A 20,584-nucleotide genomic window follows, 5' to 3' on the forward strand; every position below is an offset into this window, starting at 1 on the left:
CTGGCCGTGGCGCAACGCGATGCCCGGGTGCCCTCCATCGTCGCGTCGGTCGCGCGGCGCGGGGAGCCGGTGTGGTTCGGCTCCGCCGGCCTGGTCGATGGTGTCGAACCAAGCCCCGACACCGAGTACCGCATCGGCTCGATCACCAAGACGATGGTGGCCGTCTGCGTGCTGCGGCTGGTCGAGGCCGGTGCACTTGACCTCGCTGACCGCATCGGCGACCACCTGCCGGACTCGCCGGCCCCCGACTCGACGATCTACCAGCTGCTGAGCCATACCGCTGGTATTGCGAGCGAGACCCCGCCGCCCTGGTGGGAGCGGACCTCCGGCGAGACCCGTCCGCAGCTGCGTGACGTGTTGACCGCGGACCCGTTGCGCCACGTGCCCGGCCGCGTCCACCACTACTCCAACCCCGGTTTCGGGTTGCTCGGCGCGCTGGTCACCGCCAAGGTCGGCCGGCCGTGGTTCGACGTCCTGCGCGATGAGGTCCTGGTCCCCCTCGGGATGACCCGTACCGACTACCTGCCCACCGGCGCCCACGCACTCGGGTGGGCCGTCCATCCTTGGGCCGACGTCCTGTTGCCCGAGCCGTCCACGACCACGGGCTGCTGGCCGGCGCGGGTCAGCTGTGGTCGACGCCCGGTGACCTGTGCCGGTTGGGGGTGTTCCTCGGTGGCGACGGTGCCGGGTTGCTGGCGCCCGACACGGTCGAGCTGATGCGCACCCCGGCGGTGGCCCCGGGTGACCCGACCTGGACTGCTTCGTACGGGCTCGGCGTGCAGCTGCTGCGCCTCGGCGAGCACGTCGTCTACGGGCACACCGGCTCCATGCCGGGCTTCCTGGCCGTCATGATGACGGCACCCGATGACGGACTCACCGTGAGTGTGCAGAGCAACGCCTGGTCGGGGCTCGCGATGGGTGCGGTGCTCACCGACCTGCTCGCGATCGTCCGCGACCGCGAGCCGACGATGCCGGTCCCCTGGGCGCCGGCCGAGACCGTCGACGATGACGCGTACGAGCTGATCGGGCCGTGGTACTGGGGCGCGGTGCCGGTGTCGATCTCGCTACGGGCCGACGGCCACCTCGACCTTGCCGGCATCGGTACCCGCGGGCGCGCGGCCCGCTTCGTACGCTCCCACGACGGCCGGTGGCGGGGCCGAAACGGCTACTACCACGGCGAGTTCCTGGACGTCCGGCGAGACAGCTCGGGCGCGATCACGCACCTGGATCTCGGGTCGTTCGTGTTCACCCGGCAGCCGTACGCGCCCGCCGAGGTGGTGCCGGACGGTCTGGACCTCGGCGACTGGCGGCGCTGAGCGACGCCGCGAACCACGCGGCGATCTCCTCGCCCGCCACGATGCCGTCGGCCGCGGTGACCTCGATGTGCGGCGCGCTCCAACCGCTGGCCACGAGCTCCCCGTGGCGAGCCGCGATGCCCGCGTTGGCGGCGAGCAGCAGGTCGGCGTCGAGCAGGGAGTCCCCGGCGGCCAGCACCCGGTCGCTGCCGGTGCGCCGGACGATTTCGGCCACGGCCGCGCTCTTGGTCAACGACGTCGGCACCCAGTAGAGCTTGCGACCCTGCAACGACACCTGCCAGCCGCGCTCGGCGGCCCACGCGGCCTCGTCGGCGACGAACGTGTCCGGCAGGCCGGCGCGGTCGAGCACGGCGTAGCAGAACAGGTCGCTCGCCGTACGCACGAGCTTGGTCCATTCCGGCCGGCAGGTGTCCTGCGCGTGCGCCAGCACCTCTGCGACGGGCGCGCCGGCAGTGACCCGCTCGGCCACTGCTCGACCCCAGTCGACGTCCGGTACGCCGTCGACGAGCAGCACGCCACCGTTGGCGGCGACGGCGAAGGCGGTCGGCCCGCCCGGTAGGCGCACCCGCGCAAGCTGCTCTGGAGTCCGGGTAGTGGTCGCGACGACGGTCGCTTGCTCAGTCAGCTCGGCCATTGTCGCCGCTGCGATGGCCGTCATGAACGACGAGTCGACGCCCTGATACTGCTCCACCGCGGCGATGGCCGCGGACCCACCGCCCCACCGGGCGATCGCGCGGCGGGAATAGATCAGGGTCTGGTCGAGGTCGGTGGCAATGAGAGTCGTCATCCGCTCACCGCCGTCCCGTCCGCACCCGTCGCTCCGCGGGTGTAGCGGGGGTGGATGAGCCCGACGCAGCTGTAGGTCAGGTCGTCGACCTCGCGGACGGGCACCCCGCGCTGCTCGGCCAGCAATCGGACGTGCGGCAGGTCGGCGCCGGCGCGCACGAGCACAGCCCAGGGCACCCGGCGCAGCAGCACCCGGGTTGTCTCACCCACCCCGGGCTTGACGAGGGTGACGTCACCGATGTCGTACTCGGCGCTGATCCGCTCGACCTCCGCCCAGCCTGTCCACGTCGGCGTGCGGTCGGCGGCGCGCGCCGCCGCCACGCCGGCCTGCACGGCCGAGGCGACCTCGGCGAACCGGTCGGTGATCGCGTCGAGGAAGCGGTTGGAGACGTCGCCGGCCGCCAGCTCGCGATAGAACTTGGCGCCGTGGAACTGGCCGGGCGCCAGCACGTCGCGGTTCAGGACGGTGCGCGACACCAGCCCGGACACCGTCGAGTTCAGGCAGGCCGACGGGATGAGGAAGTCGTCGCGGGTGCCGTACGTCGACACACACCGGCCCGGATCGGCGAGGACAGCGAGGTCGGGGTGGAAATCGGTGCCCAGCAAGGCGTTGGCGTCCTCGACCGCGGCGGCGAGCTCGCGGGCAATGGCGCCCTTACCGGTCCAGCCGTCGACGAAGACAACATCGGCCGGATCGTGGTGCCGAGCCAGGTAACGCAGCGCGTTGGCGTCGATGCCCCGGCCGCGCACGATGCTGACCGCATAGTGCGGCAGCTCGATGCCGTGCTGCGATGCGGCCCAGCGACGCATCAGCACGCCGACCGGCGTGCCGGCGCGGGCCAGCGAAGCCAACACGACCTGTCGGCCGCGTTCGGCGAGTACCAGCTCGGTGACCGCGCCGACGGCGTGCGCGATGCGGGCTGCCGCATCGTCCAGGGCGGCCTCGAACAGCGCCCGGTACGCGGCGTCGGGCTGGTACTCGACCGGCAGCGATTCGGCGTAGTGCGCGCCGCCGGACTGCACCGCCTCCTCGCGCTCCTCGGTGGGGGCCTCCAGGGCGGCGTCGGAGAGGTCGGTGAGCAGCCAGGCGACCTCGTCGGCGGCGTAGGACCCGAACGCCGGTCCGCGCAGCGGGGTGGGCAGCGGTGCGTCGGTCGGCAGGACGGCGACGTGCACCCGCTCGCAGCTCCGGCTCAGTTCGCGCACCAAGCCGGTGCGGAACTCAGGGGTATCGGCGTCGGAATCGACGACGACGACGACGTCACTGAAGTCGAGGCCGATGTTGTAGGCGAAGCGCGGCCCCGGCCCGTCCTCGGCATGATCGTGCGCAGGGAAGGCGAGGGCGGTGCGGATCGGGTACCCGTCCTCGTCCAGGGCGAGCACCGGCGAGCGGGTCGTCGAGGAGACCCGCACGTCCGCGCGCTCGCCCAGCGCGAGACCGATCAGCAACGGCGCGTACATCAGCTCTTCGGTCCCGAGCGCGAGCGTGCGGGGGCCGACCAGTTCGACGCGGGCGGCAAGTGCCTGCGCCGCGGCCCGGGCCGACGCGTACTGCCCAGCGACGAAGCCGTGCCGGCCGCCGACCGGGACGCCGGCCGGCCAGCCGCGGACCTCGACGACCTCGGCGGTCCCGTCGCCGGTGCCCTGCGAAGGGCTGAGGTGCTGCGCCACGAGGTCGGCGACCCGCGGCGCGAAATCGTCAGGTGTGGTCAGCGAGCCGGCGGCCAGGGCCACGACGTCCACCGGTACGCCCAATTCGTCGGCGAAGCGAACCAGCGTGGCGCGGTCGGCCGGGGCACGCAGGTCGACCAGCGCCGCCACGACATAGCGCTCCCGCGGTGCCGCGGCGTGCAGGGCCCGGATCGTGTTCATCGCCGTGCGACCGGTGGAGAACTCGTCGTCTACCAGGACGAGCACCGGCTCACCGGTGAAGGCCTTGACGTCGGCGGGTAGCAGCTGGTGGCTCGTCGCGTGGCTGTGCTCCTCCTCGAACCCGGCGAACGGGTGCGCCGTGCCGACCACGCGCCGGGTGGACTGCAGGTAGTACGCGCCCAACGCCTCGGCCACGCAGTGCCCCAGGCCGGTGGCCGTCTCGGCGAAGCCAAGCACCGCGGCCGGCCGCCCGTCGAGTTGCTTGGCCACCAACTCGCCGAGCAGCAGGCCGGCGCCGTGCACCGCCGCGGGTGGCGCCGGGATGTGCTTGCCCAGCACCGTCGAGACCAGCAGCTGTGGTCGCTTCGGGTTGCGCCGCAGCGCCACCTGAACCAGGTCCTCGAGCGGAACGACAGCATCGATGTCAGGCGTCACCACGGCGCCCAGGTGGTCGGAGACCCAACTCATGGGTGCAGGACCGCACCCAGCAGTTCGACGAACGACACGCCCTCGCGCACCACGCCGAACAGCCGGGCCCGCAGCAGGGTGCGCTCGGCCCACGCGGTGTGCGGCTTGCTCTCGTTCATCTTGTTTCCGAAGCTGGACGCGGCCGCACCACCGTGGCCGTTGGTGGCCACGATGTCCTTCGCGTCGGCCCATTCCTCCTGCGCCACGACGGACAGGGCGTTGACCGCCGCGACGTGCGTGGGGTGGATGACCGTCTTGCCGGTGAGCCCGTTCGCGCGGTCGAGGACCACCTCGCGGATCAGCCCGTCCAGGTCGGCGGCGAGCAGTTCGGCGCGCAGCGCGCGGTCCTCGTGCTCGGCGAAGGGTGTCTCGCGCAGCTGCGGCTTGAAGATGCGCTCGGACGTCGGGAAGTACTCCCACACCGGGCCGCTGACCACATAGCTGTCGTCAGTCGCGCCGGGAGAGTCGACGCGGGTGAACACGTCGAGCACCGAGGCAATGGCGTCGCTGATCACCCGCAGGTCCCAGACGGTGAAATCGCGCGCGCGGCGCAGCCCGTAGGCAGCGGACAGGTCGGTGGCCCCTACCCGAACGGCCGGGACGAGGTGGCGGTACTTGTCCAGCAGCCGGCGCGCAGCAAGCAGGCTGACCGCCCGCGATTCGGCGTGGCCGTACTCCGGCGACTCGAGCACGGGCATAGCCAGCATCCGCTGCCCGAGCGCTTCCCCGCTCGCCAGGACGGCGTCGAGGTAGTCGGCGCCGTTGAGCTCGGTGAACTTGGGCAGCACGAATCCGGTCAGCACGTCGGCCCGCTCGCCGAGGCCGTCGACGATCATCGGGATCTGGTCGGGGTGCCGCACCCGCACGAAGACGAGGGGCAGCGCAGCACCATCACGGTGCAGGCGACCCAGCTGGTGGATCGCGTTCAGTTCGGCCGCGGCCAGTTCGCTGTCGGGCACGGAGTCCTCGAGGCAGACGACCATGCTCATGACGCCGGTGGCCGCGCGCCGCTCGATGTCCGCCGCCAGGTTCGGCCTGGTGGCCGGGCAGTACAGCGTCGCGCCCATCGCCACCCCCAGCAGCGCCGGGCCGTCGTCGACGTCGAAGGCATGCGGTGGCTGCGCGAACAGCCGGTCCCGCTCCTCGTCGGCGAGGAAATCGAAGTGCCTCATCCGCGCATAGTGCCACGGGCAGGTGTACGCGGCGCTTACGTCGCGCGAACGCTCGGGCCGCGATCCGGCACCCCGATCTGGCACGATTTCGCGCATGACGCAGATGAGCATGGGCAGCAACGTCCCGATCCCGGCCACCGCTGTCCGCGCCACCCTGCGCTTCGGCGCCGGGCCCGGGATACCCGACGTCGACGCCTCTGCGCTGCTGCTGAACGAGTCCGGCATGGTCGGCGCCGACACCGACTTCGTGTTCTACAACCAGCCGCAGCACCCGAGCGGCGCGGTGCGGATGGCCGGCCGGCTGCCGCCCCCGCAGGCCTCGGACCAGATCGATGTCGACCTGTCGCTCGTGCCCGCGAACATCACCCGGATCGTCCTTGCCGCGTCGGCCGACGGCGGCACGTTCGGGCAGGTGCCGGCCCTGGAGATGGTGCTGCTCGACCTCATCAGCGGCGCGGTGCTCGCGTCCTTCCCGATGCAGGCCGGTCCGGAGACTGCTTTCGTCAGCGCCGAGATCTACCGGCGCAACGACCAGTGGAAGTTTCGCGCCGTCGGGCAGGGGTACTCGACGGGATTGGCCGGGCTGGCCGCCGACTTCGGCATCGAGGCCAGCGGGCCGGCCGAGCCAGCTGCGGCTCCGGCAGCGCCTGCTCCCGTTGCCCAGCCGGCTCCCGCAGCTCCGCCTCCGACGCCGGTGCCCACAACCCCGTCAGCCGCGCCGAGCGAGCCCGGCTACGATCCGCTGCTCGACCTCAGCTGACGGTGACCTAGGGGTTCAGCGAGGTGGCAACGTAGATCAGCTCGTCGCCGGCCTGTAACGGCGCGGCCCCGGCGTGGTCGTAGTGCAACAGCGCGGCGCCGCGCAGCACGGCCAGCACCGGCTGGTCGAGGGCGCGAGGATCGACACCGACCTCGGCCGGCCGCACGAGGCGCTGCGTCAGATCGAGCCCGGTGCCGAACGAGACCAGGTCCTCGACGGACCTCGACGGCTTGCGGGCCCGGCGGCGTCAGGCCCAGCAGGCGGCCCACCGTCTCGGACGACACGATGACCGAGCTGGCGCCGCTCTGCCGCAGCAGGTCGGCGCTGTGCGACTCGCGGGCCGCTCGATCAGCGCACATGGCAGCGTCTCCTCGTGCGCCGCGTCGCCCTGCACCGCGACGTGCCTGGCATCGGCCGCCGCAGCCACCGGCGCCGACCGGGCGTCGACGTCCACGATCCGGGGTGATGTCGCCGTAGCCCGTGGTCGTCAGCGTGCCGTTGTGTAGTACAGCGCGTCGACCGCGGACATGCTGCCGTCGTGGCTGTCGGTGTAGGAGTTGCGCTCGATCAGCACGATGAGCCAGTTGACGCCGACGATCAGCAGCGCCAGCGCAACCCGGGCCAGGATCGCGGCCACCGGGTTCCGTAACCGCAGGTGTTCCAGCAACCGGACGGTCGGCTTCGGCGCGGTCACGCTAGCTGCCTCTTGCGGCGGACACAGGCGAATGCGACACGATGGGGCCATGACGGCCATCAGCAAGGGCGGCAACTGTCCGATCGACGTGCCGACCGTGCGCGCAGTGCTCTCGTGGACCGGCGGCCCGGGGGTGCCCGACGTCGACGCCTCCGCACTGCTGCTTCAGGAGTCCGGCCGGGTTACCGACGACGGTGACTTCATCTTCTACAACCAGCCGCAGCACGCGTCGGGCGCGGTGCGGCACCTGGGCAAGCAGGCCACGGCCGACGCGGTGGAGGTGCAGTTCGCCGCGTTGCCGCCGACCGTAGAGCGGGTCGTGCTCGCGGCCTCGGCCGACGGCGGGACGTTCGGTCAGGTGCCCGGCCTGCGGCTGACGCTCTCCGACGCGGTATCGGGAACGCCGATCGCGGTCTATAACATGACCGCCGCCACCGAAACCGCGATCCTCAGCGGCGAGCTCTACAAGCGCAACGGCACCTGGAAGTTCCGGGCCGTCGGGCAGGGTTACGCCTCCGGTCTGGGTGGCCTTGCCACCGACTTCGGCATCTCCGTGGGCGACGACCCCGCGCCCGCTGCTCCCCCGCCGCCACCGCCCGCAGCTGCGTACCCGAGCACGCCGATGCCGCCCCCACCGCCGCCGGGCCCGGCGCCGCAGTTCCCGGGAACCGCGCCAGCGGCACCGGCAACTGCGCCCGCTCCCGTGAACCTCGACAAGGGCCGGGTGAGCCTCGTCAAGGGTTCGCGCGTGAGCCTGGTCAAGTCCGGGGCGCCGCCGCTCGCTCAGGTGACCATGGGCCTGGGTTGGGATCCGGCGCGCGGTCGCGGCAACATCGACCTCGACGCGTCGGTGATCGCCTTCGACCACACCGGTAAGGAGCGCGAGGTCGTCTTCTTCGCCCACAAGAAGGGCTTCAAGGGCGCGATCCGCCACCAGGGAGACAACCTCACCGGCAAGGGCGACGGCGACGACGAGAAGATCGACGTCGACCTCACCGCGCTGCCGCCGGACATCACGACCCTGGTCTTCACGATCACGTCGTTTCGCGGTCAACGGTTCACCGACGTCAAGAACGCCTTCTGCCGGCTCGTCGAGTCGAACAGTGGCACGGAACTCGTGCGCTACAACCTCTCGGAGTCCGAGCCGGCCACCGCCGTATTGATCACCGCGCTGCGGCGCACGCCCGACGGCACGTGGGAGATGCGCGCGCTCGGCGAGTTCCAGGACGCCAAGACCGGCAAGGGGCTCGTCGGCCCGGCCACTCGGCACGCCACCGCCCCGTAGGCACGACTCAGTCGACCGGCGACCGGTCGTCGCGCCAGGCGATCCGGTCGTAACCGTAGGCGCGCGCAGCCTCGCGGACGTCACCGACGATGGACTCCATCTCGGCCCGGATCACCAACTCGCCATCCAGGTTGTACAGGGACAGCAGCACCGCGACGGTGCTCTGGTACAACGTCTCGAGCGGCAGTTCGAGCCGGCCGCCGCCGAAGGTGTCGAGCACCAGCGTGCCGCCCCACACCAGCGGCGTGCGGGACTCGGAGAAGGCGTAGACCGAGATCCGCTCGATGTCGCGGATCTGGCGCAGGTCGACCGACAGCCGCTCGTACTCCTCGCTCCCGGCCACGATCACCGGACGACGTGATGAGGGCGCGAACCGATTACCGCCCGCGTGCTGCACGGTCGACGTCCCGCCCGAACGGAACTGATACACCGCGCCCAGCCGCAGGTCGCCGACCTCCGCCGAGCACACGGCCTCGATCGTCAGGTGCCCCACGGCGGACTGGACCCGGGTCAGGGTGACGGTGGGTTCCTTGACGCTGAGCAGAATCTGCTCGCGTCCGCCGACGCGTCGGTCCTGGCGCCGCGTCAGCGCGGGTCCACGAGGGGTGGGCGGGGCAGCTGCTGCGCTCGCCGGCACCGAGGGCGAGGCGGCTGCCGGTCGCGACGACAGGTCCAGCGGGTCGGCGGCCGCGGGCGAGGACGCGGCTGGCGCGGGCGGCACCACCGGTCGGCGGTCGGGCCGGCTGAAGTCGATCTTCGGCCTGGACGCGGCCGGCGGCGGTGCGGCCGGTGCAGGCACGTCCTGGCGCGGGCGATGATGAGAGTAGTCGATCGACGCAGGAGCCAGGGGTGGGGCGGGCGGCCGCGGCCGCGAGCGGCGACGCAGGAAAGTCAGGTCGGCCCGCGGCGCAGCGGTGGCCGGGTCGGTGTTCAGAGCGGGATCCCGTAGTCCGTCGCAATACCGGTGATGCCTTTCGAGTAGCCCTGACCCAACACCTTGAACTTCCAGTCCGGCCCGTTGCGATACACCTCACCGAGGCTGACCGCGGTCTCCGCGTGAAACGCCCGCGACAGGTCCTCGGAGCGCACCAGCTCAGCGTGGCCGGCGGCATTGAGTACCCGCACGACGCACGAGCGCAGCTGGCCGAGGGTGCGTCGCTGGGCCGGCCCGTCGTTGATGTAGAGCACGAGCACGATCCGCTCGATCCCGGGCGGCACCGCGGCCAGCTCGATCTCAAGCTGCTCGTTGTCGCCGTCCAGGCTCTGTTCGAGGTGCTGCGTCGACTGCTCGGGCGAGCTGATCTGGTTGAAGAAGACGAAGTCCTGGTCGCTGCGGGCCCGCCCGTCCGGACCGCAGAGCACGGCCGCAAGCACCAGGTTGTCATCGAGCACGCGCTCGGCTCCGGCGTTCCACGTCACCCCGACCACGAGCGTCTGCAGCCCTGGGACCTCGCGGGTGAGCGCGACGTTGGCGCCACGTTTCATCTCGGCCATCTCGGTGTGGAGCCTAGTGTCCGACGATGAGAGCTACAGGTCGAGGTCCGAGCGGCTGAACTTCGTCTGCAGGAAGTTGCCCTGGGTGAACAGGGCGTTGACGTCGTGCTCGCGCGCCGCCGTGGCCAGCTCGCCGGCCGCGCCGGCGAGGGAGTCCAGCTGCTCGCGCAGCGCGGCCCGTGGCGTGCGCCCCGAGGGACCGACCTGGTCGGTAAGCCGCGGGTCCAGGTTCAGGTACGTCCGCAGCGTCGTGGGCAGGTAATCCCCGACGATGCCCTTGATCTGCACCACCGCATAGACGTCGAGCTGGTCACCGGTGGCGGTGTCGATGACCTCGCGGATGCGGTCGGTGATCTCGCGGGCAACAACTACGGCCTCGACCGGCAGCTTGCCCGCGCTGCGGTTGATGAACTGCACCAGCTCCCATTGTTCACGCAGCAACTGCTGAGGCGAGTCGTCCTCCTCCGCCGGGTCGGGCGCCGGGGCGGGCTCGTCGTGCCCGCGACGGAACAGGACCATGGCGCGGACCGGTCAGGAGCCGGGCAGCGCGTTCGGGTTGCCACCCGGCAGCTCGGCGGTCGCGCCTTCCTGGCGGCGGGTCCGCTCGAGATAGGGCCGAGCCCGCTCGATCTGACCCTCCAGCGCCGTGACGGTCTGCGCCATCGAGTCCGTGGCCTGGGCCCGGAACGAGTCGATCGCGTCCATGGTCTGGAAGACGTTGTCGAACGCGGCCTGCAGCTTCTGCACGTCGATCGTCGAGCTGGCCGCCTGCTGGTTGATCTCGGCGCCCTGGATGCGCAGCTGGTTGGACGTCGACTCGATGAGGTTGGACGTCGTGGTGTTCAGCGCGCTGATCTGGTCGAGGACCAGCTTCTGCCGGGCGAGCGCCTGCGACACGATCACCGCGGTGCGCAGCGCCGAGATGGTTGTGGTCTGCGCGCGGTCGACGCCCTTGATCAGCTCCAGGTTGTTCTTGCGGACGAGGTCGAGGGCCATGTAGCCCTGCACCGAGACCGCCATCTGGGTCATGATGTCCTGGCGGCGTTGCCGGATCGCGAACAGGGCATCGGACTTCAGGGTGTTGGCGTTCTCGGTGTTCCCGGCGGCTTCGAGCTCGGCGACCTTCTGCGTGACGGCCTCGTCCAGGGCGGTGGCGAGCGCGTTGTACTCGCTCAACTTGCCCATGGTCGTCCACATGTTGACCTTCTCGGTCTCGATGGCTGCGTTGTCCTTGCGCAGGTCATCCTGACCGGCCTCGAGAGCCTTGATGATCGCGTTCAGCTGGGTCTGTGCGGACTCGTACTTCTGGAAGTAGCGGGCGATCTTGTCGCCGCCCGGGAGCCACTTCAGCACCTTCTTCATGCCGGTGAGGTCGGCGCGACTCGGGTCCAGCTCGGTGACGGTGTTGCGCAGCTCGTTGAGCGTGCCGGCAACGCGGGTCTGGGCGTCGCCGCCCCCGCTGCCCTTACCGGCCTTCATCGCCGCAGCCGGCCGGTCGAGCATCCGGTTCGACACCTGGGCCGACGCGCGCAGTTCCTTGTCACCCATCGAGGTGATGGCGTCGACCTTCTTGGTGAACTCCGGCGCATGGACGTCCATGGCGGCGAGCTCGTTGGCGAAAGCCGCCGCCCGGGAGGCCAGCTCGTTCTTCTTGGCGTCGTCGACGGGCACCGCGCCGGCGACCTGCTCCTCCTTGACGACCGACACCGGCGCGGGTGGGGTCAGGACGAGACCACCGGCGGCAGGGGCGGCAGCCGGTGCGGCCGCGGTCAGTGCCGTAACGGCGTTGAGGTCCAGTTCGGACATTTATCGACTCCTAGGTCCGAGGGTTCGATCGCTACGTTACTTGCGTCCGGCTGTCCAGTTCATGCCCCAGCCGTACACCTCGTCGAGCTTGCGCTGGGCGCCGTTGAGGTAGTTGACCTCGCGGTGCACGACGAGCGCGCCGTTCTCGTTGCTCAGCAGGGCAATGGCACAGATGCGCGCGCCGTCCTGCGGGTCGTCGAGGTGGATCTCGATGGGGGCGGCGCCGCGCGGCGTGATGGTCGTCAGACCCTGCGCCTCGGCCCAGTTCGCCGCGCCCTCGTAGATCAGGGCGAAGACGAGGATGCGCCGGATCTCGGCCAGACCCTCGAGGTTGATGAACAGGTTCTCACCGGTGCTCACCGCGCCGGAGCGGTCGTCACCGTCGAGCCAGATGAGGTCCTGGCTGCCCGTGCGCGGCCGGGCGCGGAAGGCGTTACCCAGTGCCTGCACCACGCCCTTGCTGCCGTCGGCGAACTCGTAGAGACAACCCAGGTCGAGGTCGAGCTGGGTGTTCTTGCGGAAGAACCCCTTGGCCGGCGGCTTGGCGTTCCAGTTCAGGTTGATCGCCATCACGCCGGAGTTGCCGCCGTGCTTGGTGAGCGACACGGACGGCGCCGACTTCGTCAACGTGACCTTGCTCAGCGATACGCCACCCGCAGGGGGCCCAGCAGGCGCGGCGCCCGGGCGTTTGGTGTAGTCGATTCCCATGGCAATTCCTCTCAGTCGAACGCTCAGACGGCCGCCGGCTCGACGGTCTTGGCGTCGGGCTCGGTGGTGTCGCCCTCGCGCTTGTTGCGCAGGATCGAGGACAGCAGCGCCAAGCCGATGAATGCGACACCGATCAGACCGGTGACGACTTCCGGCACCTCGTACTCGATGCTGATCAGCAGGATGACGGCCAGCGCGCCGATGGCCCACAGCGCACCGTGTTCGAGGTAGACGTACTCGTTCAGGGTCCCCTGCCGAACCAGGTACACGGTGAGTGAACGGATGAACATCGCGCCGATGCCCAGGCCGATCGCGATGATGATCGGGTCCGGGGTGATGGCAAAAGCGCCGATGACCCCGTCGAAGCTGAACGACGCGTCCAGGACCTCGAGGTACAGGAACAGGAAGAACGCGGCCTTGCCGGCCACCTGCATGACCTGTGGTCTGGCCGCGGCACCGGCACCGGCGGTCTCGCCATCGTCGTCGTCTCCATCGTCGACATCAAAGAACTCACCCAGCCCGTTCACCAGCAGGTAGGTGCCCAGTCCGAGCACGCCGGACACCAGGATCGTGGAGATGCGGTCGGGCTGCGCGGTGTCGGCGCTCTTGCCCAGCGTGTAGGCCGAGGTGGCCAGCACGCCGAGTGCGATCACGACGGAGAGCTGGTCGAGCTTGCCGATCTTGGCCAGTGGCTTCTCGATCCACGACAGCCAGGTGATCTCGCGTTCCTCGAAGACGAAATCGAGAAACAGCATGAGCAGGAACATTCCGCCGAAGGCCGCGATGGCGGGGTGCGCCTGGTGCAGCAGGTAACCGTAGGTGCCCTTCTCGTCCGGGTCGCCCTTCTCCAGCGCCAACCGGACGGCCTCGACCGGGTTCAGCTTGGCCGTGATCCCGACGATGAGCAGCGGGAAGACCAGCCGCATGCCGAACACGGCGATGGCCACGCCGACGGTGAGGAAGATCTTCTGCCAGAACGGCGACATCTTGACCAGGACGGTGGCGTTGACGACGGCATTGTCGAAGGACAGCGATATCTCCAGGACAGCCAGGATCGCGGCCAGCGCCAGACCCTCGCCGCTGTCATAGACGAAGCCGAGCACTAGCCCGACGACGGCTATGGCGATGGACCACCCGAAGGTTCTAAAGAACACTGAGAACACCCTGTCCGAGTCGCTGCCGTCAGCCGACGTTCACGCCGAAGTCCAGGGCGATACCCCGAAGTCCGGTGCTGTAGCCCTGGCCGACGGCACGGAACTTCCAGTCGGCGTTGTTGCGGTACAGCTCGCCGAAGATCATCGCGGTCTCGGTGGACGCGTCCTCGGACAGGTCGTAGCGGGTGATCTCGGCGCTGTCAGCTTGGTTGACCACGCGGATGTAGGCGTTGCGCACCTGGCCGAAGGACTGCTGACGGGTCTCCGCGTCGTAGATCGACACCGTGATGACGATCTTGTCGACCTCGGGCGGGACGCCGGCGAGGTTGACCTTGATCTCCTCGTCGTCACCGTCGCCCTCGCCGGTGAGGTTGTCGCCCAGGTGCTCCACAGAGCCGTCGGGCGAGGTCAGGTTGTTGAAGAACACGAAGTGCGCGTCCGAAAGGATCTTGCCCGACGTCCCGATCATCAGCGCAGAGGCATCGAGGTCGAAGTCGGCGCCGCTGGTGGTCCGCGCGTCCCAGCCCAGCCCGACGAGCACCGCAGTGAGCCCGGGCGCCTCCTTGGTCAGCGAGACGTTGCCGCCCTTGCTCAAACTCACGCTCATGCCTTCACTCCGTTCAGGCATGCAGAGACGCAATGCCCATTTATCGCTCCGCAAGCGTCGCTCATTTGCTGTGTGTCCTCTCCGTGCCCTGTGTTGTCAAACGTCCTACCCGCGGGATTCGGTTCCGGACCGCTCAGAGTGCACGCCGAAGTCCCGAGCGATACCGGAGAGACCGGCGCTGTACCCCTGCCCGACGGCGCGGAACTTCCACTCCTCGCCGTTGCGGTACAGCTCGCCGAACACCATCGCGGTCTCGGTGGACGCGTCCTCGGACAGGTCGTAGCGCGCCAGTTCGGTGCCGTCGCCCTGGTTGACGACCCGGATGAAGGCGTTGCGAACCTGGCCGAAGGTCTGCCCTGCACTGGAACCACCGGCCTCGCCCTCGTAGATCGACACCGGGAAGACGACCTTGCCGGCCTGCACCGGCAGGGACTGCAACGTGACGGTGATCTGCTCGTCGTCGCCGCCGCCCTCGCCGGTGAGGTTGTCGCCGGAGTGCGTCACCGCGCCGTCGGGTGAGGTCTTGTTGTTGAAGAAGACGAAGTGCTGGTCCGAGATCGCCTGGCCGTCGGCGTCGGTGACGATCGCACTCGCATCCAGGTCGAAGGCGCGGCCGTCGGTCGTGCGGGCGTCCCACCCGAGGCCCACGACCACGGAGGTAAGGCCGGGCGCTTGCTTGGTGAGCGACACGTTGCCGCCCTTGGTCAGATTCACACCCACGACGAGACTCCAGACGGGCAAGAGGAACGGACCGACGTTGCAAAGCTAGTCGTTACGGAGCAAAGCGCACGAGAGGCTCTTGCTCGCCGGGTTGTAGGCCCAACCCACCGCGAAGGACTTCGCCGAATCGTCGAGCAGGTCGTCGGAGGAGTTGAACCCGGTGACGCCCTGGACGACGCCCGAGCCACTGAGGTCGTCGACGCGGACCCAGACGAAGCTGCTGGGACACTTACTGCCACTGGTGAGCGCGCACTGCTCGGCCTCGGACGTCGAGGTCGTGGGCACCGCATTCTTGCCGTGCAGGGCGCGGTAGACGTTGATCGCACTCATCGCGCCACCGACATCGCCCTTGACCGCGCAGGTCGCATCGCTCGGACACGATGGCGTGGGCACCGGACCACTGGAGCTGCTCAGTCCCGTGGACGGCGTCGTGGTCGAAGCGCCGGCGGAGCGGCCGGCCGAGCTCGACGGGGAGACGGAGGTCGGGACGTCGGTGGGGAGGTCGTCAACCTGGCCGTCGGACTTGCCCTTGTCAGAGGAGTTGAACAAGGTGAGGCTGAGCACCACGAACAGCCCGGCGACCACCGCGAGCATGACCAGCAGCCACGCGGCGCGTTTGCGGATGTCGGACTCGGCCAGCTCGTCGTCCTGCACCCGTCCAGTATCGCGGACCCTCGTGCCGACACGTGGCACGCACGTCTTGTAAGCCATGCCTAAATGAGGTTACGCTTCCCACAACAGCCGGGCGGAGCGAGGAGGACTGCATGTACGTGTGCATCTGCCACGCCGTCACGGACACCCAGATCCACCGCGCCGTCGACACCGGGGCCGACTCACTGGAGCAGATCGGGCGGACGACCCGGGCCGGCACCAGCTGCGGTACCTGTCACGACCACATCGACGAGATCGTCGAGGCACGCTGCGGCAGCTGCCCACTGACCCGCCTCGTCGCCTGAGCGATCCCCTAGGATTGCACCCATGCGTGGCGATGAGCAGGTCCTGGAGTTCCTCAACGAGCAGTTGAGCGCCGAGCTGACCGCAATCAACCAGTACTTCCTGCACGCCAAGATGCAACAGAACTTCGGGTGGGCAAAGCTCGCGGCCTACACCCGCTCCGAGTCCATGGACGAGATGCGCCACGCCGAGGTCATCACCGATCGCATCCTGTTCCTCGAGGGCTTGCCCAACTACCAGCGCATCTTCCCGCTGCGGATCGGCCAGACGGTGCGCGAGATGTTCGTGGCCGACCTCGCCGTCGAGACCGAGGCCATCGACCGGCTGCGCCGAGGCGCGGAGTACATGCGGTCCGTGCACGACATCACCAGTTGCAAGCTGTTCGAGAACATCCTCGCCGACGAAGAGCACCACGTGGACTACCTCGAGACCCAGCTGGCGCTGCTCGACCAGGTCGGCGAGCAGCTCTACCTCGCGCAGCAGCTCGAACAACCGTCGAGCTAGCAGCTCAGCTGGCACCACACCGACTTGCCGCTGGGCGTCGGACGAGTGCCCCACCGCTGGCTGAGCATCGACACGATCAGCAGACCACGGCCGTGGTTGTCGTTGGGCGCTGCGCGGCGCAACTGGGGGGAGCTGACTGCGCTGTCGTAGACCTCGATCAGCAACCGGCGTCCGCCCTTGCGAACCCGGAGCTGCACCGGTGGTTCGCCGTGCAGCACCGCGTTGGTCACCAGCTCGCTGACAATGAGCCGCACGTCCTCGGCCAGGGCGTCGTCGCCACCCCACTCGGTGATGCAGGCCGCAGCACGATCGCGGGCCGGTCCTACCTCGACGACGTCGTCGGGCACGGCCATGACCATGACCCGGTCGTCGGTGGCCCGGTCGGACACCCGCGCGACGAGCAGGGCGACGTCGTCGTCGGGCCCGCCGGGCAGCAGCGCCTCGGTGAGGTAGGCAGGGATGGCGTCGATGTCCTCGGGAGCGCTGCCCAGCAACGCCGCCAAGAGGTCGATGCGCTCGCCGACGTCCAACCCGCGCCGCTCGACGAGGCCGTCGGTATAGAGCGCAAGCATCGCCCCGGTCGGCAAGGTGATCGTCTCGGGCGAGGACCAACCCTGTTGCGTGCCCAGGGGCGGGCCGCCCTCCGTCAGCCGACGCACGGGCTCGCCCGGTAGCACCAGCAACGGCGGCAGGTGACCGGCGTTCGCGTAGGTGAAGGACTGGTCGGTCGGGTCGTACACCGCGTACACGCAGGTGACGATCATGTCCGGACGGATGTCGCGGACCGCATCGTCCAACAGCTGCATGAGCACGTCGGGTGCGAGCTCGATGCGGGCGTAGGCGCGCACCGTGGCCCGCAGCTGCCCCATGACGGTGGCAGCCTGGATGCCACGGCCCATGACGTCGCCGAGCACGAACGCGGTGCGCCCGGCGTCGAGCTCGATCACGTCGTACCAGTCGCCGCCGACCTGGGTGCCCTCGACGCCGGCCCGGTAGAACGCGGCGAGGTCGAGGTGGTCTGCCTGCAGGGTGCGCTGCGGCAGCAGGCTCTGCTGCAGCTCGTGTGCGATCTCGTGCTCGCGGGCCGCCACCTCGCGAGCCGCGGCCACCGCCTCGGCCGCCGCCTGCGCCGCGGCGCGTGCCGTGATGTCCTGGACCGAACCGCGCAACTGCGATGCGGCGCCGTCGCTGTCCTGGTCGACGACAGCCCGCAACCACAGCAACCTTGCCCCGGCACCCGCACCGACGCCGAACTCGAGATCGAGGTCGGCACCGTCGGCGACGCTGTCGCCGATCGCGGCGCGCACCCGCTGGCGGTCCCCGCTGCTGATCGACTCGATGGTGATGCGCTCGCCCCGTTCCCGGGCCGTGACCGCGTCGATGCCCGTCAGTGCAAAGAACTGGGCGGTGCCACGCAGGCTGTCGGTCTCGACGTCGTACTCGAAACTGCCGACCTGGGCGAGCTCTTCGGCGTGCGCGAGCATCTCGCGACTGCGGGCGAGCTCGTCAGCGACCCGGTGCACCCGGTCGTACTCGAGGTTGGTGCGCACCCGGGCCCGTAGCTCGCGTTGCGAGAACGGCTTGACGAGGTAGTCGTCGGCGCCGGCCTCGAGGCCCTCGACCGCTGCTTCCTCGCCCGAACGGGCCGAGAGCATGACCACCGGGATGTGCGCGGTCGTCGGCTCCCCACGTAACGCCTTGAGCAGGCCGAAGCCGTCGAGCACCGGCATCATGACGTCGGTCAGGATGAGGTCCGGCGGGTCGGCGATCGCCTGGGCGAGCCCGGCCGCGCCGTCGGACGCGGTCTCGACCAGGTATTCGCCGGCCAGCACGTCGCTGACGTACTCGCGCATGTCGGCGTTGTCGTCGACGACGAGGATACGGCGGCCGGGCAGGCGCATCTCGGAGTCGGCGGCAGCTATGTCGTGGCCAGGCTCGTCCGGCGGCCGGGGGTTGGTCTCGACCCAGCGCGCGGCCTCGGCGAGATAGCCGGCGCCGAGCGCCGCCGAGGTCGTCTGCGCTGAGCCGTGGCCAGCCGCGACAACCTGGTCGGCCGGCAGGTGCGCCGAGCCGGCCGGGACGGTGACCGTGAACGTGCTGCCCTCGCCAGGGGTGCTGACCACCGACACCGCGCCGCCGTGCAGCGCCACGAGCTCGGCCACCAGCGCAAGACCGATGCCCGAGCCCTCGTGCGTGCGCAGGCGCGCTCCCGAGACCCGGTGGAAGCGCTCGAAGAGCCGCGCCTGCTGGTCGGGCTCGATGCCTACGCCCGTGTCGCCAACGCTCAGGGCCGCGCCGTCGGTGGTGGACGTGAGCTGGACGGTGACGCCGCCGGTGAACGTCGCTTTCAGCGCATTCGACATCAGGTTGAGCACGATCTTCGACCACATCTCACGGTCGACGAAGAACGGCTCGGGCAACGGTGCGCAGTCCACCGTGATCATCAGCCCGGCTCGGTCGAACGCGGAGTCGAACATGCTCACGAGCTCGGCCGTGAACCGGTCCAGCGGGATCGGCTCGAAAATGGCTTGCGTGCGCCCGGACTCCAGACGGGAGAAGTCGAGCAGGGTGTTGACGAGTTTGAGCAGGCGTTCGGCGTTGCGATGCACGACCTCGATACGCCGTCGCTGAGCGGCGTCCAGGGGTGATGAGGTGTCCGCGAGCGCGTCCTCGACCGGACCGAGCAGCAGGGTCAACGGGGTGCGGACCTCATGGCTGACGTTGGTGAAGAAGGTGGTCTTGGCCCGGTCCAGTTCGGCCATCTGCGCGACGCGCTCGCGCTCGGCGTCGAAGGCCCGCCCACGCGCTACCGCCGCAGCGAGCTGGTCGGCGACGAGGGTCACGAACTCGACTGCGTGATCGTCCACCGCCCGATGCGGGTTCATGCCCACCACGAGTGCGCCTGCGATCCGGGTGTGCTCACCGCTGGTGCGCAGGGCCGTGATCACCGCGCGCGTCGGCGGTTGGGACCACGCGCCGGTCGGCAGGTCGTCGAACAGTTCGGGGAGTCCTTCGACGACGTGGGGGGTGTCGTCGACCGGCCAGTTTTGCGCCCACGGGGTGCTGCTGTCGCCGGGCACGAACGACGCGGGAGCAACGTCGTGTCCCGCCGGGATGCCACTGCGGAACGCAAGCCGCGCTACCGGATGGCCCTGATCGGACGGCTCGAGCAGGTAGCCGGCGACGAAGGGCAGGTCGTAGGGATCGTTGGCCAGGCGCGCCTCGGCCGCGGCGAAGATCTCGGTGCTCGAGCTCGCAATGGACAGTCCGGATGCGAGGTCGCTGAGGGCGCCGATGCGACGCTGACCCAGAACGCGGTCGGTGTCCTCGCTGACCACGCAGAACATCCCGGCGATCGCGCCGTCGTCGCCGGTCAGCGGGCTGTAGGAGAAGGTGTGGTAAGTCTCCTCAACGAAGCCGCTGCGCTGCAGGAACAGCAACAGACCCTCGTCCCAGGTGGCTCCGTCGCCCGCCAGCACGCCGTCAACCAGCGGACCGACGTCCGGCCAGATCTCCGCCCACACCTCGGTGGCCGGGCGGCCCAGCGCCCACGGGTATTTGACGCCCAGAGTGTCGCGTCGATAGGTGTCGTTGCAGAAGAAGGTGAGCTGTGGGCCCCAGGCCATCCACATCGCGAAGCGGGAGGACACCATGAGCGAGAAGGTCGCGCGCAGGCTCTCGGGCCACTGGGCAGGCGGCCCGAGCGGGCCGGCCGACCAGTCGACGGCGGCGTAGGCGCGGCCGATGTCGGTATCGAGATCGAAAAGCTCCGCCTCGCGCGCGTCGGCCATGGTCGGTGCGGGGCCTCTCGCCTCGGGTGTCGGTGCAACGGACCCTACCGATCGATCATGAAGGAGACACCAAGGGCCTGTCGGTCGCACCGCCGGACCGGGTTAGGGTCTTAGCGCGCGCGACCCTCGGCGCGACGAGAGGATCAGCGCGTGGACTTCCACCTGGAGATCAGCCGCCGTCCGGGCGCCGTGGTCGTGGCGCCCGTCGGTGACCTCGACGTGTACTCGGCAGAGCCCTTGCGCGAGGCGTTGACCGAGCTCACCGCCGAGGACACCCGCGACGCCGTGGTCATCGACCTGGCCGGTAGCGACTTCATCGACTCCTCGGCGCTGGGCGTGCTCGTCGGCACCATGAAGAAGCTGGCGGAGTCGGAGCGTCGGCTGGCCATCGCCTCGACCAAGCCGCACCTGGTCAAGATCCTGCGGATCACGCGGCTCACCGACGTGATCCCGGTCGGCCACACCGTCGACGCCGTCCTCGAACAATAGGAAT

General features: G+C 69.7%; 20 protein-coding genes and 1 pseudogene. 6 read left to right on the plus strand and 15 right to left on the minus strand.

Annotated elements, in window-relative coordinates; genetic code table 11:
• The first annotated feature begins 27 nt into the window (after positions 1-27).
• A pseudogene (locus tag ACFFC4_RS09455) lies at positions 28-1,316 on the plus strand (serine hydrolase domain-containing protein).
• Here the strand turns inward: ACFFC4_RS09455 and ACFFC4_RS09460 are convergent.
• From ACFFC4_RS09460 to ACFFC4_RS09470, 3 genes are read right to left on the minus strand one after another with little or no spacing between them, the layout of a single operon-like run.
• Positions 1,246-2,103: an HAD family hydrolase gene (locus ACFFC4_RS09460; protein ID WP_375500114.1), complete on the minus strand. Its 858-nt coding sequence runs from the start codon at positions 2,101-2,103 to the stop codon at positions 1,246-1,248. The pseudogene ACFFC4_RS09455 and the gene ACFFC4_RS09460 sit on opposite strands and share 71 nt — an antisense overlap.
• The gene (locus ACFFC4_RS09465; protein WP_375500116.1) at positions 2,100-4,442 is read right to left on the minus strand and encodes a phosphoribosyltransferase domain-containing protein; all 2,343 of its coding nucleotides are present in this window, start codon (positions 4,440-4,442) and stop codon (positions 2,100-2,102) included. The genes ACFFC4_RS09460 and ACFFC4_RS09465 overlap by 4 nt, the downstream gene beginning before the upstream one ends.
• Positions 4,439-5,614, minus strand: a complete 1,176-nt coding sequence (locus ACFFC4_RS09470) for an HpcH/HpaI aldolase/citrate lyase family protein (protein ID WP_375500118.1) — start codon at positions 5,612-5,614, stop codon at positions 4,439-4,441. The genes ACFFC4_RS09465 and ACFFC4_RS09470 overlap by 4 nt, the downstream gene beginning before the upstream one ends.
• 94 nt (positions 5,615-5,708) lie before the next feature.
• Here ACFFC4_RS09470 and ACFFC4_RS09475 point away from each other — a divergent pair, with 94 nt between their 5' ends.
• Complete coding sequence (locus ACFFC4_RS09475; RefSeq protein WP_375500120.1) at positions 5,709-6,374, plus strand: TerD family protein; 666 nt, start codon at positions 5,709-5,711, stop codon at positions 6,372-6,374.
• A 7-nt stretch (positions 6,375-6,381) separates the two neighbouring features.
• Here the strand turns inward: ACFFC4_RS09475 and ACFFC4_RS09480 are convergent, their stop codons facing one another.
• Both ACFFC4_RS09480 and ACFFC4_RS09485 read right to left on the minus strand, forming a co-directional pair.
• Positions 6,382-6,540, minus strand: coding sequence for a hypothetical protein (locus tag ACFFC4_RS09480; protein ID WP_375500122.1), 159 nt, complete (start codon positions 6,538-6,540; stop codon positions 6,382-6,384).
• Positions 6,541-6,861: 321 nt separating this feature from the next.
• Positions 6,862-7,068, minus strand: a complete 207-nt coding sequence (locus ACFFC4_RS09485) for a hypothetical protein (RefSeq protein WP_375500124.1) — start codon at positions 7,066-7,068, stop codon at positions 6,862-6,864.
• Between the two features lie 49 nt (positions 7,069-7,117).
• Here ACFFC4_RS09485 and ACFFC4_RS09490 point away from each other — a divergent pair, with 49 nt between their 5' ends.
• On the plus strand, positions 7,118-8,353 hold the full coding sequence (locus ACFFC4_RS09490; protein ID WP_375500126.1) for a TerD family protein: 1,236 nt from the start codon (positions 7,118-7,120) through the stop codon (positions 8,351-8,353).
• Positions 8,354-8,360: 7 nt separating this feature from the next.
• Here the strand turns inward: ACFFC4_RS09490 and ACFFC4_RS09495 are convergent, their stop codons facing one another.
• From ACFFC4_RS09495 to ACFFC4_RS09535, 9 genes are all read right to left on the minus strand, one after another.
• On the minus strand, positions 8,361-9,152 hold the full coding sequence (locus ACFFC4_RS09495; protein ID WP_375500128.1) for a hypothetical protein: 792 nt from the start codon (positions 9,150-9,152) through the stop codon (positions 8,361-8,363).
• Between the two features lie 131 nt (positions 9,153-9,283).
• Positions 9,284-9,847, minus strand: coding sequence for a TerD family protein (locus ACFFC4_RS09500; protein WP_375500130.1), 564 nt, complete (start codon positions 9,845-9,847; stop codon positions 9,284-9,286).
• Between the two features lie 33 nt (positions 9,848-9,880).
• Positions 9,881-10,366 (minus strand): hypothetical protein, encoded by a 486-nt coding sequence (locus tag ACFFC4_RS09505; protein ID WP_375500132.1) that lies wholly within the window; start codon positions 10,364-10,366, stop codon positions 9,881-9,883.
• A gap of 12 nt (positions 10,367-10,378) precedes the next feature.
• Positions 10,379-11,653 carry a toxic anion resistance protein gene (locus tag ACFFC4_RS09510; protein WP_375500134.1) on the minus strand — a complete coding sequence of 425 codons (1,275 nt, stop codon included), beginning with the start codon at positions 11,651-11,653 and terminating at the stop codon, positions 10,379-10,381.
• A gap of 36 nt (positions 11,654-11,689) precedes the next feature.
• Complete coding sequence (locus ACFFC4_RS09515) at positions 11,690-12,361, minus strand: tellurium resistance protein (RefSeq protein ID WP_375500136.1); 672 nt, start codon at positions 12,359-12,361, stop codon at positions 11,690-11,692.
• 23 nt (positions 12,362-12,384) lie between these two features.
• Entirely contained in the window at positions 12,385-13,515 is a 1,131-nt protein-coding gene (locus ACFFC4_RS09520) for a DUF475 domain-containing protein (RefSeq protein ID WP_375500138.1), read from the minus strand.
• A 28-nt stretch (positions 13,516-13,543) separates the two neighbouring features.
• The gene (locus ACFFC4_RS09525; protein ID WP_375500140.1) at positions 13,544-14,122 is read right to left on the minus strand and encodes a TerD family protein; all 579 of its coding nucleotides are present in this window, start codon (positions 14,120-14,122) and stop codon (positions 13,544-13,546) included.
• 105 nt (positions 14,123-14,227) lie between these two features.
• Positions 14,228-14,842 (minus strand): TerD family protein, encoded by a 615-nt coding sequence (locus ACFFC4_RS09530; protein ID WP_375500142.1) that lies wholly within the window; start codon positions 14,840-14,842, stop codon positions 14,228-14,230.
• A gap of 45 nt (positions 14,843-14,887) precedes the next feature.
• Positions 14,888-15,496: a hypothetical protein gene (locus tag ACFFC4_RS09535; RefSeq protein ID WP_375500144.1), complete on the minus strand. Its 609-nt coding sequence runs from the start codon at positions 15,494-15,496 to the stop codon at positions 14,888-14,890.
• A gap of 110 nt (positions 15,497-15,606) precedes the next feature.
• Here ACFFC4_RS09535 and ACFFC4_RS09540 point away from each other — a divergent pair, with 110 nt between their 5' ends.
• A complete protein-coding gene (locus ACFFC4_RS09540; protein ID WP_375500146.1) occupies positions 15,607-15,798 on the plus strand; it encodes a bacterioferritin-associated ferredoxin in 192 nt (63 codons plus the stop codon).
• A 22-nt stretch (positions 15,799-15,820) separates the two neighbouring features.
• On the plus strand, positions 15,821-16,300 hold the full coding sequence (gene bfr / locus ACFFC4_RS09545) for a bacterioferritin (protein WP_375500148.1): 480 nt from the start codon (positions 15,821-15,823) through the stop codon (positions 16,298-16,300).
• Here bfr and ACFFC4_RS09550 read toward each other — a convergent pair.
• Complete coding sequence (locus ACFFC4_RS09550) at positions 16,297-20,091, minus strand: SpoIIE family protein phosphatase (RefSeq protein WP_375500150.1); 3,795 nt, start codon at positions 20,089-20,091, stop codon at positions 16,297-16,299. The genes bfr and ACFFC4_RS09550 overlap by 4 nt on opposite strands.
• 150 nt (positions 20,092-20,241) lie before the next feature.
• Between ACFFC4_RS09550 and ACFFC4_RS09555 the strand changes: the two genes are divergently transcribed.
• The gene (locus tag ACFFC4_RS09555; protein ID WP_375500152.1) at positions 20,242-20,580 is read left to right on the plus strand and encodes an STAS domain-containing protein; all 339 of its coding nucleotides are present in this window, start codon (positions 20,242-20,244) and stop codon (positions 20,578-20,580) included.
• Positions 20,581-20,584 lie beyond the last annotated feature (4 nt).

Origin of the sequence: uncultured Jatrophihabitans sp. (genome assembly GCF_964244045.1) — a bacterium.
Lineage (GTDB): Bacteria > Actinomycetota > Actinomycetes > Mycobacteriales > Jatrophihabitantaceae > Jatrophihabitans.

Bases quoted from the DNA above. Each gene is read 5' to 3' on its own strand.
- ACFFC4_RS09460 (WP_375500114.1), bottom strand. From the start codon at position 2,103: ATGACGACTCTCATTGCCACCGACCTCGACCAGACCCTGATCTATTCC.
- ACFFC4_RS09465 (WP_375500116.1), bottom strand. From the start codon at position 4,442: ATGAGTTGGGTCTCCGACCACCTGGGCGCCGTGGTGACGCCTGACATC.
- ACFFC4_RS09470 (WP_375500118.1), bottom strand. From the start codon at position 5,614: ATGAGGCACTTCGATTTCCTCGCCGACGAGGAGCGGGACCGGCTGTTC.
- ACFFC4_RS09475 (WP_375500120.1), top strand. From the start codon at position 5,709: ATGACGCAGATGAGCATGGGCAGCAACGTCCCGATCCCGGCCACCGCT.
- ACFFC4_RS09490 (WP_375500126.1), top strand. From the start codon at position 7,118: ATGACGGCCATCAGCAAGGGCGGCAACTGTCCGATCGACGTGCCGACC.
- ACFFC4_RS09500 (WP_375500130.1), bottom strand. From the start codon at position 9,847: ATGGCCGAGATGAAACGTGGCGCCAACGTCGCGCTCACCCGCGAGGTC.
- ACFFC4_RS09505 (WP_375500132.1), bottom strand. From the start codon at position 10,366: ATGGTCCTGTTCCGTCGCGGGCACGACGAGCCCGCCCCGGCGCCCGAC.
- ACFFC4_RS09510 (WP_375500134.1), bottom strand. From the start codon at position 11,653: ATGTCCGAACTGGACCTCAACGCCGTTACGGCACTGACCGCGGCCGCA.
- ACFFC4_RS09515 (WP_375500136.1), bottom strand. From the start codon at position 12,361: ATGGGAATCGACTACACCAAACGCCCGGGCGCCGCGCCTGCTGGGCCC.
- ACFFC4_RS09525 (WP_375500140.1), bottom strand. From the start codon at position 14,122: ATGAGCGTGAGTTTGAGCAAGGGCGGCAACGTCTCGCTGACCAAGGAG.
- ACFFC4_RS09540 (WP_375500146.1), top strand. From the start codon at position 15,607: ATGTACGTGTGCATCTGCCACGCCGTCACGGACACCCAGATCCACCGC.
- bfr (WP_375500148.1), top strand. From the start codon at position 15,821: ATGCGTGGCGATGAGCAGGTCCTGGAGTTCCTCAACGAGCAGTTGAGC.
- ACFFC4_RS09550 (WP_375500150.1), bottom strand. From the start codon at position 20,091: ATGGCCGACGCGCGCGAGGCGGAGCTTTTCGATCTCGATACCGACATC.